The sequence below is a fragment of the Pseudarthrobacter sp. LMD1-1-1.1 genome (assembly GCF_040676255.1).
Taxonomy (GTDB): Bacteria; Actinomycetota; Actinomycetes; order Actinomycetales; family Micrococcaceae; genus Arthrobacter.
In genome coordinates this window covers 168,925-183,890 of the sequence record NZ_JBEGHP010000012.1, presented here as the reverse complement: position 1 = coordinate 183,890, position 14,966 = coordinate 168,925, and the positions used below count along the sequence as shown (strand labels likewise).

The window sequence follows — 14,966 nt, the reverse complement described above, 5'->3', positions numbered from 1 at the left end:
GGTTTAGGACGATTTGGGGGATTGCACCATGGAAATCACCAGTGACCTTCCGGTTCCCGAAGAGCTGGGTCACCCGGGTGCCCTGACGGAGCCCGACGTCGCCGGAAGGCAACAGATCCACCCCCGGGTGGAAGCGGTCTTCGACACCCTCGACGGGACAGGGTTGCCGTGGCTCCTGCTCCGCGGCGAGGACGATCTGGCCCTGCCCGCGGGGGACGTGGACATCCTCGTGGACAAGCACCTCCTTTCCCGGCTCGACGACGTGATGGCGGCAGCAGGGTTCTGCAGGGTCCTTGCATGGGGACACGGCAGCCACAGGTTCTACTTCAGCTACTCACCCGGCGACGGAGCCTGGATCAAACTTGACGTCGTCTCCGACCTGGCGTTCGGCTCCTGCCAGCAGTGGCGCACCCCGTGGGCGCCCCGCTGCCTGCGCCGAAGGATCCGGCATGGCTCCTACTGGATGCCCGACGCCGCGGACCAGGCCTGGCTGCTGCTGCTGCATCTGTTCATGGACAAGGGTGGAATCACGCCGGCGCGGCAGGAGGCTGCGCGGGCGGCTGCCAGGGTGGCGGCCGACGGCGGCAGGATTGCGGAGTCGGTCCGGCGCAGGGTGGGTGCGGGGCTGGCAACCGACATGTTGAACCTGGTCCTCGCCGGCCGGTTCGGGGATGCTCCCGCGATGGCCTCGCGGATGAGGGCGTCCTGGAGTGGCGGGGCGAACCCTGCGTTCATGGAAGCGGTCAGACGGACACTGAGGCGCTCGGGCGCCCGGCTCCGGGGGCATACTCCTTTGCTGGGCGTCATGGCTCCGGACGGAGCGGGAAAGACCACCCTGCTGAACAGACTCCACGCCGACGTGCCGCTGCCCACCAAATACGTATACATGGGCCTGTGGGGCGCGGGGCCTTTTGATGCTGTGCTCAACCGGATTCCGGGCGGAAGGACGGCCAAGAAGGTGTACCGGCTGGTCCGTGGCGGAATCCTGGCCAGGTTCTACCGCCGCATGGGCAAGGTGGTGCTGATGGACCGCGTGGCGTACGACGCGCTGCTGGCCGGCCCCGGCGGCGGTCCCCTGGCACGGATCAGCAACGCCCTGGCCCTGGCCGTCATCCCTGCCCCGGACGTGCTCCTGGTGCTTGATGTTCCCGGCGCGGTGATGTTCGAGCGGAAAGGTGAACACAGCCCGGAGCTCCTGGAATCCTGGCGGAACGACTACCTCCAGCTGGCGGGCCGGCTCCCCGGCAGCCGGGTGGTTGATGCGGCCCAGCCCGTGGAGGCCGTGCAGCGGGTGGCTACCGGCATCATCTGGGACACGTGCTCCCCGGCTGCCGGGAGGGCAACCACCGCAGGACGCGCCCCGCACCGCACCACCGCCGTCGGCCCCTCTTCCCAGAGCCCGGCCGCGGCGGAAACCGTCGCCGGCGAGGCCCTGTCCCTGCACCTGTGGCGGCTCCTTGACTGGCGGTTCCTGCTTCCGGTCCTGCAGCCGCGCACCCTGGGCTTCGCCGGAAGGGTGAGTGCGGAAACAGAATCGGCGCTGCGCCTGCTGGACCCGCAGGCTGTGCGGCTGGACGAGCCGGACACCGGGCCGCGCGGCCGGACGTGCGACGTGGTGCTGCTGGCCTCTCCGGGCCCCGGCCAGATCGAAAGCGCAGGCTTGGCACTGGAGCCGGGAGGCTGGATCTGCGTGGAGGCCAGCCGGTCCCTGCTCCGGCGTTCCGGACCCCGGACGCTGCGAGGGTGGAAGCGGACGCTGGAACGCCGGGGGTACCAGGACGTTGCCTTGTACTGGAACGCCCCCAACCGGGAGCGGACGGCCCGGCTGGTTCCGGTGCGGTCCGGCGTATCCATCCGGGACACCCTGGCCCTGCGCAAGGATGTGCGCTTCGGGGCCCTCAAAGCGGCTGCGGTGCACATGGCCTTGGCACTGCACGTCTTCGACCTCCTGGTCCCCGAGGGCACCGTCACCGGGCGGCTTCCGGAGAGGAACGCGGCGCAATGAGCTTCATAGACCAGTTCCTGCGGGACCACTTCGACGAGTTCTCCCTGGACCAGTACGGCCTGGGCAAACAATGGGAGACGCTGCTGCTGACCCCGCGGTTCGCAACCTCCCGGCACGTGGTGGCCCTGGTGTTCCCCTCCCGGCACAGCGAACCTGCCCTGGTGGTGAAGGTGCCGCGGCAGCCCGGGGACAACAGCGGCGTCCGCCGTGAGGCGGCCATGCTGGCCCAGCTCTCCGCCGCCGTCCGCGACTCAGGCGCCGGTGTTCCACGACTGGTGGGAATCCGGGACGTGGGACCGTACACGGTGCTGGTCGAAACCGCGCTGACCGGCCTGCCGCTCGATCCCAGGACGGTGGCAGCGGACCTTCCTGCCGCCGTCGCCACCGGGGCCGCGTTCGTGGGGGCACTTCCCTGCACCCAGCCCGCCGCCGGCAACGTGGACTGGTACCAGCGCGCAGTCGCCGCGCCGTTGGCGGCCCTGGAAGGATTGGCCGGCCCGGATGCCCGGACGAACGAACTCGTTGGGCGCACGCACGAACTCCTTGCCCCGCTGCGCCGCTCGCAACTGCCCGCGGTCATCGAACACGGCGACCTGAGCCATCCGAACCTCCTTGTTAAACCCGGCGGCGCCCTGCAGGTCATGGACTGGGAACGCTCGCTCACGGATGGAGTACCCGGGCACGACCTGGTGTTCTACCTCCAGTACTTGAGCGAATCCAGTGAACAGGCGTTCGCCCGGGAGGCCCAGATGGCGGCCTTTGACAAAGCCTTCGGCAAGGGCGGCTGGGCGCTGGAGCCGCTTTCCCGCCACCTTGGCATGAGGGGAGTGGACCACTCACTCCTCCCGCTGCTGGTCATCGCCACGTGGGCGCGGTCCACCGCCACGCTCGCCGACCGGCTGGCGCAGGAGGCGGAGGCTGATCCGACGCAGGGAAACGGGAAAGTCCGGGCCGCCCTCCAGGCGGACAGGGACTTCTGGTTGTGGCGCCATGTTGTGGAAGCCGCGTAGGGCGGCCACCCGCTAGGAGGTCCGGCTTTCCGCCGCTCCCGGGTTTTCGTGGTTGCGCCGGAAAAGGCCCAGGATCTCGTCGTGCAGGTCCCGGTAGCCGAACCGCAGCACCGCGTACACCGCGCCCACTCCGGCCACCACCATGACAGCCAGCGTGGGGACCGGTCCCAGGGCATGCCGTGCCAGGTTGACCAGGCCCACCAGGCCCACCGCGGCGCCGCACACCAGGCCCGGAGCGGCGGCCCGCATCATCCGGCGCATCCTTGTCCCCATGACCTTGGCGGCTACTGCCTGCATGCCGAACGCGAAGACCACGGCCACCACCATCTGGGCGCAGGCGACCCCCACGATGCCCCACTGGGTGGCAAAGACCAGGGCCGGGAGGAGGACCACCAGGCGGACCACGGAGATCCAGATGGAAAGACCGGGCCGGCCCATCGCCTTGTAGACGTCATTGGCCCCGGCGCCCAAGGAGCGGGCGGCTGCGTACAGGGCCAGGAATACCAGGGGGGTCACCGACTCCTCCCATTGCTGCCCGAAAAGGACCGGGACCAGGACGGGCGCCACCACGGCCAGGCCCACACCTGCCGTGATGCCGTAGAGCGCCTGCACGGTGACACTCTTCAGGTAGCCGTCCCGCAGCCGCTGCCGGTCGCCCCGGACCTGTGTGTACAGGGGAAACAGGACGGTGGACAGCACAAAGAACACGTTCAGGATCAGGGCCTCCGGCAGCCGGAAGGCGAGGGTGTAGAGACCCAGGGCGTGTGCGCCCAGCACAATGCCGATGACCAGGTAGTCGACGTCGAAGATCGCCCGGGCAAGCATGGTGCTGCCGGCGACGGGGGCGCCGAAGCGGACATTTTCCCCGATGGCGCTTTTGCTCACGCGCCAGATTTGCCAGGGCGCCTCGCGGCGGACCAGGAACCAGCAGGTGGCGGCATAGGCGACCGACCCGGCAGCCGTTCCGACGGCGAGTGACCAGGCGCCGTGGCCGGTGAAGGCCAGGTAGAGGGTCACCGTTCCCATGGTTGCGGCGCGCAGTACAGGAGCCGCCGTGAGCTGCCTGAACTTCAGGTCCCGGCGCATGATGGCTTCCGGGACGGCACCGCAGGCCGTGGCAAGCACCGAAACGCCAAGGACCTGCACCAGCGGGGCCACGCCGTCCAGCCCAAGAAGGTCCTCCACCGCGTCAGCAGCGAGCAGGGCCGCCACGGCCAGCACTGCGCCCAGGGCAACGGAAAGCAGCAGCGCCGACCTGGCGATGACCGGTGTCTTGGGCAGGTAGACCAACGCCTGACCCACCCCGGCATCGGCGATGGTCTCGGCGTAGGCCATCAGCACCAGCGCCAAGGCGACGAGGCCGTATTCCTCAGGTGAGAGCAGCCGTGCCAGGACCACCGTGGTCACCAGCACGATCACCCTGCCCGAGGCGAAGGCCAGCCCCTGCCACAGGGCTCCCCGGACTCCCTTCCGCTCCAGTTCCCCCGGCGCGTACGTCATGGTTGCCTGTTCGTCCGGGTAAGCTCCCCCGCCGGGGATGAACCGGCCATGGCCGCACGGACTTCCGCCAGGTATTCGCCTGCCACGGTGTCCCAGGTGCGGACTGCGCCTGCGGCGGCCGTTCCGGCAGCGCCGTGGGAAGGCCCGGGCGGTTGCTTGGGGGCGGTGAGGTGCTCCACCACCTCGCGGACAAGGGTGTCCTGGCTGTCCCGAACGGCCAGCAGCGGATGTGCGGGAAGTTCCCTCGCCGCCACCGGCGTGGCCACCACGGGCAGCCCCGCGGCGAGGGCCTCCAGTACGGAGTTCCGGATACCCACGCCGTGTTCGTCCGGGAAAACCGCCACATCCGCGCCCTGGAACACATCCAGGATGGAAGGCACGTTGGCCAGGATATCCACCCGGGGTCCGGCCAGCGCCTGAACCGCCGGTGTGGGGCGCCGCCCTGCGATGACGAAGCGGGCGTCCGGGACCTCCCGCCACACCAGCGGCGCGATCCTGTTGACCAGTACCGTGGCGCTGTCCACGTTCGGCGCGTAGTTCAGGCTGCCCGCGAAGCACACCACGGGGGCTTTCCGCTCCCGGCGGGGACCGGTGGCCACCGCCGTGCCGTTGGGGATGCTCGTGACCGGCCTGCCCAGCGTGGCGGACCAGGCCGCTGCGTCCTGGGATCCGACGGTCAGGAGCCTGGCCCGGGGCGGCAGCTGACGTTCAGCTCGGGCTGCCAATTGTTCGCGCAGCCGGTAGGCGGGCCGGAAGGTACGGGCGATGGCGGTGTCCATGCCGGCCCGGATGGACCAAGGGTCCACTGTCTGCAGCACCAGGGGACCGGTGACGCAGTGGGACAGGAAGAGGGCATGGGGGCCATGGATCAGGGTGGCGTCCCGGCTTGCGGACAACCGGGCCGCGGCGGCGCGGGCGGACGGGGTGGACCGCCGGTGTTTTCCTAATCCGGTGAGGCCGCCCATGGAGCGGGCAAAGGCCGAAAGTTCTTCGCGCGGGGCCAGTTCGTACACGGTATCGCAGCGGTTCCTGATCTCTGCCGGAACCGGAACAGGACCCGAGAAAGTCAGCAGCGTGACGGCAACGCCAGGGGGGAGGTGCAGGATCACTTCGTACGGGATCATCGAGCTTCCATCCCCCAGTTCCGGATCCCGGTTGGGCACGCTTTCCGTCACGTACAGGAGCTTCATTGCAAGAGTGTACTGGATCACATCGTCCCCGGAGGGTTGCTTTAGGCAACCTTGAGGGAAGCCAAAAAAGGGCGACGGCGGGAGGTCCCGCCGTCGCCCTTTCACCTGGGTGCGTGGGCTGCTACTGCCAGGCGCGCACGTAGTCCACCATCATCTGGGACGGCGCGCCGTAGGCCGGGTTCGTGGAGGAGGCGCCGACATTCAGCACGATGTACTGCGGGGCATTTCCGTCGTCGGTGGGGTAGGACTTGACCTTGACGCCGTCGAAGTACACGTCCGACGAATTTGCCATCCGGTGCAGGCCAAAGGTGTGGTACTCGTTGGCCCAGTTGCCGCCCACGCCGCCCTGGTTGTGGGAGCCGGAACCGGAGTGGTAGTTCACGGTCATTTTGGCCTGCAGGACCTCGGCGATGTCATTCTCGCCGGTGGCCGGCCACGACTGTCCGGTGGTCCAGAAGGCAGGCCAGTTGTAGAGGCCGTTGGCGTTGCCCGGGAACTTGATCCTGGCCTCGACGTAGCCGGTGGTGAACTGGAAGCCGGTCCCCGCCCCGCCCTTCGGGTTAGTGGATACCAGTCCGCCGGAGGTGGATGAGCTGAGCCCCAGGGCCAGGTTCCCGTTGGCCACGGAGACGTTCGCCGGGCTGGTGGAGACCTTGTTCATCGTTCCGCAACCGGGGGAGAACCAGCAGCTGGACCACTTCGCGGTGTCCAGTCCGGCCCCGTTGAACTCGTCGGCGAAGGTCATGGTCCAGTTCCCCGGGACCCCGGCGGGCGCAGGCGTCCCGGTGCTGGCCAGCTGTGCCGCCGCCGGCGCCACAGCGATGGGTGCTTCGGAGGGAGGGGCAGGGGCAGCGGGTGCCGGTACTGCTGCGGGGGCAGGTGCCGGTGCCTCTGCCGGCGAAGGAGGGGCGGCAGGAGCGGCCTCGACTGCCGGGACTGGCGTTGGAGCGGGGACCGGAATGTCCGGAGTTTGGGTGGGTGCGGCGCTGCCGGCATCCTCTGCACTCGCCACCCGCGCCACGTCAGCGGTTCCGTCACCGTGGGTCAGGCCCAGGCCAAGGGAACCTGCTCCGAGGAGTGCTGCGGCAAGACCGGCGGCAAGGGGCCAGCGGCGGCGCGCCCGGGCCGGAGCACCGGACTTGAAGGCCGGGGATGTCCGGGCGTGATCTGTCTCATTTTGATAACGGTGCGCTCGTTTGGCGCTGCCTTTGCGGGGTGCGGGCATGGGGATGCTACCTCTCGTCGCCTGCGGAGTTAGCTGTCGGGTTCGAATGAGGGCATTCGGCCGCGTGCTGCGGCTTCACCCCAAGGGCAGGCGCGTTGCCGTGCCCGGGACGCTTGGGTCCCCCGCCTCTGCCTGGAATCTGGTGATAATCACGGACGCGGCAGAGTTGGGCGGCATCCGGGACTGGAGCCGGCTGGGGGCGGCCCCCGGACGACCGTACACGAAAAGGGTCTGCGAATCACAATTAGGTAACGGACCTCACTGCGTTGGCGTGGCGCTCCCCTGTCGGCAAAGTGCATTGGTATGGGCGCCAGTGACGGCAGGGTTTTCCACATGGCTGAACCTGCGGCTGCTGCCCACCTCCACCGGGGCTAGCCTTGGGTCAAGCGCGAATCGCCTATCGGGTCCAAATGCACTAAGATATTGAAGTCTGTGCTGCGTCCTGCCTCCGTTCCGGCGGCAAGGCATTGCATGGAATCGCAAATGAACCTCCTGTTACGGAAATGCCGTAACCGCTTAGCCCAAAGGAGGTGGGTTCACATATGCGTCCTTACGAATTGATGGTAATCATCGACCCCGAGGTCGAAGAGCGTACCGTTGAGCCGTCGCTTCAGAAGTTCCTGAACGTCATCACCAACGATGGTGGAACCATCGAAAAGGTTGACATCTGGGGCCGTCGCCGTCTGGCTTACGACATCAAGAAGAAGTCCGAAGGTATCTACGCCGTGGTGAACTTCACCGCCAAGCCGGAGACCGCCAAGGAACTTGACCGCCAGCTGTCTCTTAACGAGACCATCATGCGCACCAAGATCACCCGCCCCGAAGAGCAGAAGGTTGTTGCTGAGTAATTCAGCACCGTCTTCATTCTTTACCCCGCAGGAAACGCACTCTTCACCCAGGATCGAACAAGGAGGCAGTAGATGGCAGGCGAGACCACCATTACGGTCATCGGTAACCTCACCAATGACCCGGAATTGCGGTTCACACCGTCAGGTTCGGCAGTAGCGAACTTCACCATCGCTTCCACCCCCCGCACCTTTGATCGCCAGTCCAACGAGTGGAAGGACGGGGAAACCCTGTTCCTCCGCGCTGCCGTATGGCGTGAAGCAGCCGAGAACGTCGCCGAATCCCTGACCAAGGGCATGCGCGTCATCGTGACCGGCCGCCTGAAGAGCCGTTCCTACGAAACAAAAGAAGGCGAAAAGCGCACCGTTATCGAGCTTGAGGTCGACGAAATCGGCCCCAGCCTGCGCTACGCCAATGCCAAGGTCAACCGCACCCAGCGCTCCGGCGGACAGGGTGGCGGCGGCTTCGGCGGCGGCAACAGCGGCGGTGGCTTCGGAGGAGGCAACTCTGGTGGAAACCAGGGCGGCAACTCCGGTGGAGGCTGGGGCGGCGGCAACCAGCAGGCTGCACAGGACGATCCCTGGGCTACGCCCGGTGTCTCCAACGCAGGCGGCTGGGGCAACGGCCCCGATTCCGAACCTCCCTTCTAAAACCCAAATAACGGCCCGGCGCCGGGACTGCCCGGGTGCGCCACGCACCCAAGGCACTGCCGCCGTCGGACCACCACCATCCCGTGGATCAATATCCACGGGCTCCCTAGAATAGGAGCTCCACGATGGCTAAGGCTGAACTCCGTAAGCCCAAACCAAAGTCCAACCCCTTGAAGGCCGCTGACATCACTGTCATCGACTACAAGGACGTAGCATTGCTGCGCAAGTTCATCTCCGACCGCGGAAAGATCCGCGCCCGTCGCGTCACTGGCGTCACGGTGCAGGAACAGCGCAAGATCGCCCAGGCAATCAAGAACGCCCGCGAAGTTGCTCTGCTGCCTTACTCCGGCGCTGGCCGCGGCTAAGGAAGGGATTAACTAACATGGCAAAGCTCATTCTGACCCACGAAGTCACCGGTCTCGGTGCTGCCGGCGATGTTGTCGAGGTCAAGGACGGTTACGCACGTAACTACCTGCTGCCCCGCAACTTCGCCCTGACCTGGTCGAAGGGTGGCGAGAAGCAGGTTGAGTCCATCAAGGCTGCCCGCGCCGCCCGCGAGCACGCTTCCCTGGAAGATGCTCAGAAGCAGGCCGCTGCACTGTCCGCCAAGCCGGTCAAGCTGGTCGTCAAGGCCGGCGAGTCCGGCCGCCTGTTCGGCACCGTCAAGCAGGGCGACGTCGCCGACGCTGTTGAGGCCGCTGGCCTTGGCAAGATCGACAAGCGCAAGGTTGAACTGCCCGCACACATCAAGTCGGTCGGTTCCTACCAGGCCAACGTCCGCCTCCACGCTGACGTTGCCGCTGTGATCGAACTGGACGTGGTGGCAGGAAAGTAATTTCCCCACTCCACGTCACGACCCCCGTCGCCGGACTCCGGCGGCGGGGGTCTTTCGTTTGTGCGGTGGTAGCCTGCTCCGGTGAACCCGAACCCCCGCCCCCGCCCCTTCCACCAAGTGGATGTGTTCGCCGGCCTGGCCTACCGTGGCAATCCGCTCGCCGTCGTGCTTGATGCCCAAGGCCTGGACGCGGCGACCATGCAGCATTTCGCCAACTGGACCAACCTCTCGGAAACCACCTTCCTGTTGCCTCCCCGGGATCCCCGCGCCGATTACCGGGTCAGGATTTTCACCGGGAGCGAGGAGTTCCCGTTTGCGGGCCACCCGACTCTGGGCTCTGCCCATACGTGGCTGGAAAGCGGAGGGGTGCCGAAGTCCGACGGCTGCGTGGTGCAGGAATGCGCGGCGGGGCTTGTCCGGATCAAGCGCGACGGCGGGAGGCTGGCTTTCGCCGCGCCGCCCCTGACGCGATCCGGCCCCGTGGAGGAGTCCGTCCGCCGGCAGCTGGCAGCGGCGCTGCGGGTGGCCCCCGGCGACATCGTCGACGCGTGCTGGCTGGTGAACGGGCCGGAAAGGATCGGTGTCCTGCTGGAGTCCGCCGGGCAGGTGTTGGCCCTGGAGCCGGACCACGCAGCCATGGGCGACCTGAAGATCGGCGTCATAGGTCCGCACGCTCCGGGCGCCGGCGCCGACTTTGAGGTGCGCACGTTCCTGCCCGGTGACGCGATGGCGGAGGACCCCGTCACCGGCAGCTTCAATGCCGGTGCAGCCCAATGGCTGATGGGAACCGGCAGGGCGCCGGAGCAGTATGTGGCCTCGCAGGGGACCGTGCTGGGCCGGGCCGGGCGGATCCATGTGAGCGCTGAGGGCGGGGACATCTGGGTGGGCGGCGAATCGACCACGTGCATCCAGGGAACCGTCCTGCTCTGATCAGGGTCCCGCAGAACCTCCGGGAATACTCCGCCACCTGCGGCAGTTCAACGGTATAGATGCAAACGCATGTATAATGATTTGAACGAGCACCAGGAGAATGCCATGGAAACCCGCCGCATCACCGTCCTCTCCGCAGGACTTGGCGTCCCCTCATCGAGCCGGCTGCTGGCCGACCAGCTTTCAGCGGCCGCCACGAGGCAGCTTGAGGCACGCGGCTATCAGGTGGCCGTGGACGTCGTCGAGCTCCGCGACCTTGCGGTGGACATCGCCAACAACTTCGTCACCGGCTACGCCGCCCCGAGGCTGGCGGACGTCATCGCGGGTGTGGAGGCATCGGACGGAATCATAGCCGTGACCCCGGTCTTCAGCGCCTCCTACAGTGGCCTCTTCAAGTCCTTCATCGACGTCCTGGATCCCAAGTCGCTGGATGGCAAGGCCGTCCTGCTGGGCGCCACCGGTGGAACGGACCGGCACCAGATGGTCCTGGACTACGCTCTTCGGCCCCTGTTCAGCTACCTTCGGACGCGCATTACGGCCACCGGCGTCTTCGCTGGGCCCCAGGACTGGGGAACCGCCGAGGAAGGCGGGGCATCCCTCGCGGACCGGATCGAACGTGCTGCCGGGGAGTTCACCCGCCTGCTGGAGGGGCTTCAGCCGGGCCGGAAGTCCGCCCCGCTGGAATCCCTCCCGTTCGAGCAGTTGCTGGCCGGTATTTCCGGATCCCGCTAGTCGTCCAGCAGCGCGATGAATTCCCGTGCCTGCTTGAGCGAGATATCGGAGTGCCGCGTCAGCGCCGTGGCCGCCGCCTCGGTGTCGCCGCTCCGGGCCAGCGTGCGGATCCTTCCGTAGATCTCGTCATTGAGCATGTTGCTGCTCACTTCCCGGGTCACGTCGCCTTTGCTGGCGATCGCCCGGTAGCGGTACGGGAACCGCTGCGGCTCGTCGTCGTCCTCTTCGATGACCTGTGCGGGCTCCTTGCCCACGTAGGGCTGGGGGTGGGCCGCCAACGCGCCCACCGCATCGCGTGACGCCCGCAGCCCTTCACCGGTGACCTCGTAGTAGAGCTTGATGGCGGCCATGGCCTGGCCCTGTGCGATCAGGGCGTAGATCCGCCGGTGCTGTTCCTCCGTCAGGCGCCCGGCAGCTGTCCGGGCCAGTTCCTGGGGTGTGGCGGCGGGCTGGGACGGGGCGGCGCCGCGCGCTGCTTTGCGCCTACGGGCGGCGCTGTATGCCACCAGGACCCCCGCAATCACCGCGAGCAGGATGAGGACCGGGGCCACAAGGGATTCCATTTTCATGAGCCGTTCTTTGTACTTCCTGGCCGTTGCCAGGTGCGGTTGCTTTGCTGGCCACCCGCCCGGATATATTCCTGCTGCTGGTTGTGCTGCTGGGCGTTCTGGCTGGGGTGGGTAGCCGCCGCCAGGCGGGCCCTGGCAGCGGTGGCAGCCTGGACCTGGGCTGCGTAATGGCGTGCCGAGCGCTCGGCAAGCTCGCGCTGGTATTTGTCGGCTTCCGACGTTCCCGCATCACGCGGCCGCAGTGCGGTGGCAATGCCCCAGATGAGCGCCACTAAAGCTATCGCCGGCAACAGCACCAGCAGGAGATCGCCCATACGTAGAGCTTAATCCAGATTGGGTTTATCCACAGCAATATTCACGTGTGCGCATACAGGGCCGGGCGCGCGGCAGTCAAACTTCCGGCACGGAATATGAGGAGCACCACGGGCCTGCGGAGAGGGACGCTCCGGGGACCCTGCAGCCCTCCTGCCGCTGCACATCCCCTTCAGCGCCTGTGGATGAAATTCCTTGGAGGAAATATTTACTCCACAAGCAAGCCCTCCTGTTTCCGCAGGTCAGACGCTGAAAGTGGGCCAAAAAAGTTTTGTATCCACAGAGTTCCCCACAGGCTGTGCACAAGCTATGCCGCATACTGCACAGGTTATCCACAGGGTCTGCGGCATGCTGGCTTTGCGGGTGGCGCCGTGGCGGCTAGCGTAGCGGGGTACCTGTTCTCCACAGTCGAAACAGGGTCCCCTGGTTCGGTTTTCGGGGGCCTTTGCGCCGCCTCCCACGTCTCTCTGTGGAAAAGCTGTGGATATTGGGGATAACTCCGGCCCGGAGCTGGTTTCCGGACCCCGGAGCTTGATTGTCAGGGCCTGCGGGTAGACCTGGATGAGTGGCGGATCCGGTTGTCGGAGGCCGTGAACAGGATGGACCACCGGGCCGCACGCCCGGTACAAATGGAGGACGGCAGCTTTGTCAATCGCGCATCTGGACCCTGTTGAGGCAACCCGTGGATCGGACGCGAGCCGGAAGCCGCCGCAGGACATCGCCGCCGAACAGTCGGTTCTTGGCGGCATGATGCTGTCCAAGGACGCCATCGCGGATGTTGTTGAAATCCTCCGCGGCCAGGACTTCTACCGCCCGGCGCACGAGACCATCTACGAGGCCATCATCGACCTCTATGGCCGCGGGGAGCCCGCGGACGCGGTTACGGTATCCGATGAACTGACCAAGCGTGCCGAGATCAACAGGATCGGCGGCCCTGCCTACCTGCACGAGCTCATCCAGACCGTGCCTACTGCAGCCAACGCCGGCTACTACGCCGAGATCGTCGCTGAACGTGCGGTGCTTCGCCGCCTGGTGAACGCCGGCACCAAGATCGTCCAGCTGGGCTACGGCTCCGACGGCGAGGTGGAGGACCTGGTCAACCAGGCCCAGGCGGAGGTTTACGCCGTGGCTGAACGCCGCACCGCCGAGGACTACGTGGTGCTGAAGGACGTCATGGAGTCCACGGTGGACGAAATTGAGGCGTCCGGCCACCGCGGGGAGGGCATGACCGGTGTCCCTACCGGGTTCTACGAACTCGACGAGCTGACCCACGGACTCCACCCCGGACAGATGATCGTCATCGCCGCACGCCCCGCCGTTGGTAAGTCAACGTTCGCCCTGGACTTCGCCCGGTCTGCGGCCATCAAGAACAACCTCTCCACGGTCATGTTCTCCCTGGAAATGGGCCGGAACGAGATCGCCATGCGCCTTTTGTCCGCCGAAGCCACCATTGGGCTCCAGGACCTCCGCAAGGGAACCATCAAGGACGAGCAGTGGTCCAAGATTGCCACCACCATGGGCCGAATGAACGATGCTCCGCTGTTCATCGATGACAGCCCCAACATGTCCTTGATGGAAATCCGGGCCAAGTGCCGCCGCCTCAAGCAGCAGCATGACCTCAAGCTGGTTATCCTCGACTACCTGCAGCTCATGAGCTCGGGTAAGAAGGTGGAGTCCCGCCAGCAGGAAGTTTCCGAGTTCTCGCGTGCGCTGAAGCTCCTCGCCAAGGAACTCCAGGTTCCCGTGATCGCCCTGTCCCAGCTGAACCGTGGATCGGAACAGCGCCAGGACAAGCGCCCCATGGTGTCGGACCTCCGTGAGTCCGGTTCCATCGAGCAGGATGCCGACATGGTCATCCTGCTCCACCGCGAAGACGTATATGACAAGGAATCACCCCGCGCCGGGGAGGCGGACATCCTGGTGGCCAAGCACCGTAACGGTCCCACCAAGGACATCGTGGTGGCGTTCCAGGGCCACTACTCCCGCTTTGCCAACATGGCGGGCGACGCCGGCGGTGGCGGCGGCTTCTAGGAGCCTTCGCTCCCGGTGCGGGACGCGGCGCTGCCGGCAGGTCCCGCTGCGGCGAGAAGATGGTTCGGCAGGCGGTTCCCCGGGGCCGTACCCCGGATCTCCAGGAGTTCGCGGGCGTGGGCGTGGAGCCGCTTGTCTTCCTCGCTGACCGGCACCCATGCCGGGACGGGCACTGAGTTGCCTTCGTCGTCGCGCGCCACCATCACGGTGAGGCAATAGGTGGTGAGGTTCAACTCCCGGCCCTTCGGATCGCCGGAACGGACGTGGACCGCGATGTGCATCCCCTTGGTCCCGGTGTAGACCAGCCTCGCCTCCACCTCCACAACATGGCCAATCAGCAGGGGCCGGTAGAAGCGCACGCCGCCGGAGAAGACCGCCACGGTGTCCCGGCCGCAGTACCGGGACGCGCAGACGTACGCGGCTTCGTCGATCCACTTCATAACGATGCCGCCGTGCACCTTGCCGCCCCAGTTCACATCGGTAGGGGCGGCCATGAAGCGCAGCGTTACACGTTCGGCCGTACCGGCGTCCGTATATTCCTGCCGGTTCATGGCTTCCACAATCTGCTCGCGGACCTTGATCCGGGCCAGTGCGTGGTCGCGTTGCTCGATCTCGGCAGGGGTGGCGGGTTCGAACTGCTGCACCGGGATGGGCTTGCCGTCCGCCCCGACCGCCACGAAGATCACCATGCACTGGCTGCGCATTGTGGCCGGGCCGCCTTTCGGGTCCCCGGAAGAGACCACCGTGTGGATGTGCATGGAGGACCGGCCCGTATAGACGATGGTCGCTTCCACCTCCACCATGTCCCCGCTGTTGACGGGATCGGCAAAGTGGATGTTTCCCACATAGGCAGTCACGCAGTAGGACTTGGCCCACCCCACCGCTGCGGCGTAGGCGGCCTTGTCCACCCACTCGAGCACCGTGCCGGCATCCACCGAGCCGCTGTGCCCCACGTCGGTGGGAGCGGCGAGGAAGCGGAGGGTTACGGAGTTGCGACGGCCGGACTCAGTCATGCTGCGATCCTACTGGCGGCCCCGGTTACCGGCCGGTTGGCGCTGCAACAAAGCCAAGGCGCAGCTTAAAAGTCCGACGGCGGCAGGGCGCCGTGGGTGCCTTGCCGCCGTCGTTCGG

At 66.7% G+C, this 14,966-nt stretch carries 15 protein-coding genes and 1 riboswitch; of the genes, 9 read left to right on the top strand and 6 right to left on the bottom strand.

From position 1 onward, the window contains the following. Positions 1-28 precede the first annotated feature (28 nt). Both MRBLMD1_RS06415 and MRBLMD1_RS06410 read left to right on the top strand, forming a co-directional pair. Positions 29-2,005 (top strand): dTMP kinase, encoded by a 1,977-nt coding sequence (locus MRBLMD1_RS06415; protein ID WP_364398295.1) that lies wholly within the window; start codon positions 29-31, stop codon positions 2,003-2,005. After that, complete coding sequence (locus MRBLMD1_RS06410) at positions 2,002-3,015, top strand: aminoglycoside phosphotransferase family protein (RefSeq protein WP_364398293.1); 1,014 nt, start codon at positions 2,002-2,004, stop codon at positions 3,013-3,015. Before MRBLMD1_RS06415 ends, MRBLMD1_RS06410 begins: the two co-directional genes overlap by 4 nt. A gap of 12 nt (positions 3,016-3,027) precedes the next feature. Here MRBLMD1_RS06410 and MRBLMD1_RS06405 read toward each other — a convergent pair whose 3' ends face one another. The 3 genes from MRBLMD1_RS06405 to MRBLMD1_RS06395 form a co-directional block, all read right to left on the bottom strand. After that, on the bottom strand, positions 3,028-4,515 hold the full coding sequence (locus tag MRBLMD1_RS06405; RefSeq protein WP_275181687.1) for an oligosaccharide flippase family protein: 1,488 nt from the start codon (positions 4,513-4,515) through the stop codon (positions 3,028-3,030). Next, entirely contained in the window at positions 4,512-5,705 is a 1,194-nt protein-coding gene (locus MRBLMD1_RS06400) for a glycosyltransferase (protein ID WP_364398290.1), read from the bottom strand. The genes MRBLMD1_RS06405 and MRBLMD1_RS06400 overlap by 4 nt, the downstream gene beginning before the upstream one ends. Before the next feature lie 121 nt (positions 5,706-5,826). Further along, positions 5,827-6,930, bottom strand: a complete 1,104-nt coding sequence (locus MRBLMD1_RS06395; RefSeq protein ID WP_364398288.1) for a glycoside hydrolase family 16 protein — start codon at positions 6,928-6,930, stop codon at positions 5,827-5,829. A gap of 3 nt (positions 6,931-6,933) precedes the next feature. After that, a riboswitch (cyclic di-AMP (ydaO/yuaA leader) is annotated at positions 6,934-7,085 on the bottom strand. A 387-nt stretch (positions 7,086-7,472) separates the two neighbouring features. Between MRBLMD1_RS06395 and rpsF the strand changes: the two genes are divergently transcribed. The 6 genes from rpsF to MRBLMD1_RS06365 all read left to right on the top strand — a co-directional run bounded on the left by rpsF (position 7,473) and on the right by MRBLMD1_RS06365 (position 10,923). Beyond that, on the top strand, positions 7,473-7,778 hold the full coding sequence (rpsF, locus tag MRBLMD1_RS06390; RefSeq protein ID WP_015939036.1) for a 30S ribosomal protein S6: 306 nt from the start codon (positions 7,473-7,475) through the stop codon (positions 7,776-7,778). A 72-nt stretch (positions 7,779-7,850) separates the two neighbouring features. After that, positions 7,851-8,426, top strand: a complete 576-nt coding sequence (locus tag MRBLMD1_RS06385; protein ID WP_141158852.1) for a single-stranded DNA-binding protein — start codon at positions 7,851-7,853, stop codon at positions 8,424-8,426. A 125-nt stretch (positions 8,427-8,551) separates the two neighbouring features. Then, positions 8,552-8,791, top strand: a complete 240-nt coding sequence (gene rpsR / locus MRBLMD1_RS06380; protein WP_003800144.1) for a 30S ribosomal protein S18 — start codon at positions 8,552-8,554, stop codon at positions 8,789-8,791. Between the two features lie 17 nt (positions 8,792-8,808). Then, positions 8,809-9,261: a 50S ribosomal protein L9 gene (gene rplI / locus MRBLMD1_RS06375; RefSeq protein WP_018769834.1), complete on the top strand. Its 453-nt coding sequence runs from the start codon at positions 8,809-8,811 to the stop codon at positions 9,259-9,261. Positions 9,262-9,342: 81 nt separating this feature from the next. Then, positions 9,343-10,191, top strand: a complete 849-nt coding sequence (locus tag MRBLMD1_RS06370) for a PhzF family phenazine biosynthesis protein (protein ID WP_364398284.1) — start codon at positions 9,343-9,345, stop codon at positions 10,189-10,191. 105 nt (positions 10,192-10,296) lie between these two features. Continuing rightward, complete coding sequence (locus MRBLMD1_RS06365) at positions 10,297-10,923, top strand: FMN reductase (RefSeq protein WP_364398282.1); 627 nt, start codon at positions 10,297-10,299, stop codon at positions 10,921-10,923. Here the strand turns inward: MRBLMD1_RS06365 and MRBLMD1_RS06360 are convergent. Beyond that, positions 10,920-11,486, bottom strand: a complete 567-nt coding sequence (locus tag MRBLMD1_RS06360) for a hypothetical protein (protein ID WP_159634979.1) — start codon at positions 11,484-11,486, stop codon at positions 10,920-10,922. The genes MRBLMD1_RS06365 and MRBLMD1_RS06360 overlap by 4 nt on opposite strands. Before the next feature lie 2 nt (positions 11,487-11,488). Next, the gene (locus MRBLMD1_RS06355) at positions 11,489-11,806 is read right to left on the bottom strand and encodes a hypothetical protein (RefSeq protein ID WP_307490799.1); all 318 of its coding nucleotides are present in this window, start codon (positions 11,804-11,806) and stop codon (positions 11,489-11,491) included. Positions 11,807-12,449: 643 nt separating this feature from the next. On the opposite strand from MRBLMD1_RS06355, the gene dnaB reads away from it, so the two are divergent. Then, positions 12,450-13,835 carry a replicative DNA helicase gene (gene dnaB / locus MRBLMD1_RS06350; protein WP_159629496.1) on the top strand — a complete coding sequence of 462 codons (1,386 nt, stop codon included), beginning with the start codon at positions 12,450-12,452 and terminating at the stop codon, positions 13,833-13,835. Here dnaB and MRBLMD1_RS06345 read toward each other — a convergent pair. After that, complete coding sequence (locus tag MRBLMD1_RS06345) at positions 13,832-14,848, bottom strand: acyl-CoA thioesterase (protein WP_364398279.1); 1,017 nt, start codon at positions 14,846-14,848, stop codon at positions 13,832-13,834. The genes dnaB and MRBLMD1_RS06345 overlap by 4 nt on opposite strands. Positions 14,849-14,966: the final 118 nt, after the last annotated feature.

What these genes read in the sequence shown, in the direction of transcription:
- MRBLMD1_RS06385 (WP_141158852.1), top strand. Translation starts at nt 7,851, where the DNA reads ATGGCAGGCGAGACCACCATTACGGTCATCGGTAACCTCACCAATGAC.
- MRBLMD1_RS06410 (WP_364398293.1), top strand. Translation starts at nt 2,002, where the DNA reads ATGAGCTTCATAGACCAGTTCCTGCGGGACCACTTCGACGAGTTCTCC.
- rpsF (WP_015939036.1), top strand. Translation starts at nt 7,473, where the DNA reads ATGCGTCCTTACGAATTGATGGTAATCATCGACCCCGAGGTCGAAGAG.
- MRBLMD1_RS06345 (WP_364398279.1), bottom strand. Translation starts at nt 14,848, where the DNA reads ATGACTGAGTCCGGCCGTCGCAACTCCGTAACCCTCCGCTTCCTCGCC.
- MRBLMD1_RS06400 (WP_364398290.1), bottom strand. Translation starts at nt 5,705, where the DNA reads ATGAAGCTCCTGTACGTGACGGAAAGCGTGCCCAACCGGGATCCGGAA.
- MRBLMD1_RS06360 (WP_159634979.1), bottom strand. Translation starts at nt 11,486, where the DNA reads ATGGAATCCCTTGTGGCCCCGGTCCTCATCCTGCTCGCGGTGATTGCG.
- MRBLMD1_RS06405 (WP_275181687.1), bottom strand. Translation starts at nt 4,515, where the DNA reads ATGACGTACGCGCCGGGGGAACTGGAGCGGAAGGGAGTCCGGGGAGCC.
- rplI (WP_018769834.1), top strand. Translation starts at nt 8,809, where the DNA reads ATGGCAAAGCTCATTCTGACCCACGAAGTCACCGGTCTCGGTGCTGCC.
- rpsR (WP_003800144.1), top strand. Translation starts at nt 8,552, where the DNA reads ATGGCTAAGGCTGAACTCCGTAAGCCCAAACCAAAGTCCAACCCCTTG.
- MRBLMD1_RS06395 (WP_364398288.1), bottom strand. Translation starts at nt 6,930, where the DNA reads ATGCCCGCACCCCGCAAAGGCAGCGCCAAACGAGCGCACCGTTATCAA.
- MRBLMD1_RS06365 (WP_364398282.1), top strand. Translation starts at nt 10,297, where the DNA reads ATGGAAACCCGCCGCATCACCGTCCTCTCCGCAGGACTTGGCGTCCCC.
- MRBLMD1_RS06415 (WP_364398295.1), top strand. Translation starts at nt 29, where the DNA reads ATGGAAATCACCAGTGACCTTCCGGTTCCCGAAGAGCTGGGTCACCCG.
- MRBLMD1_RS06355 (WP_307490799.1), bottom strand. Translation starts at nt 11,806, where the DNA reads ATGGGCGATCTCCTGCTGGTGCTGTTGCCGGCGATAGCTTTAGTGGCG.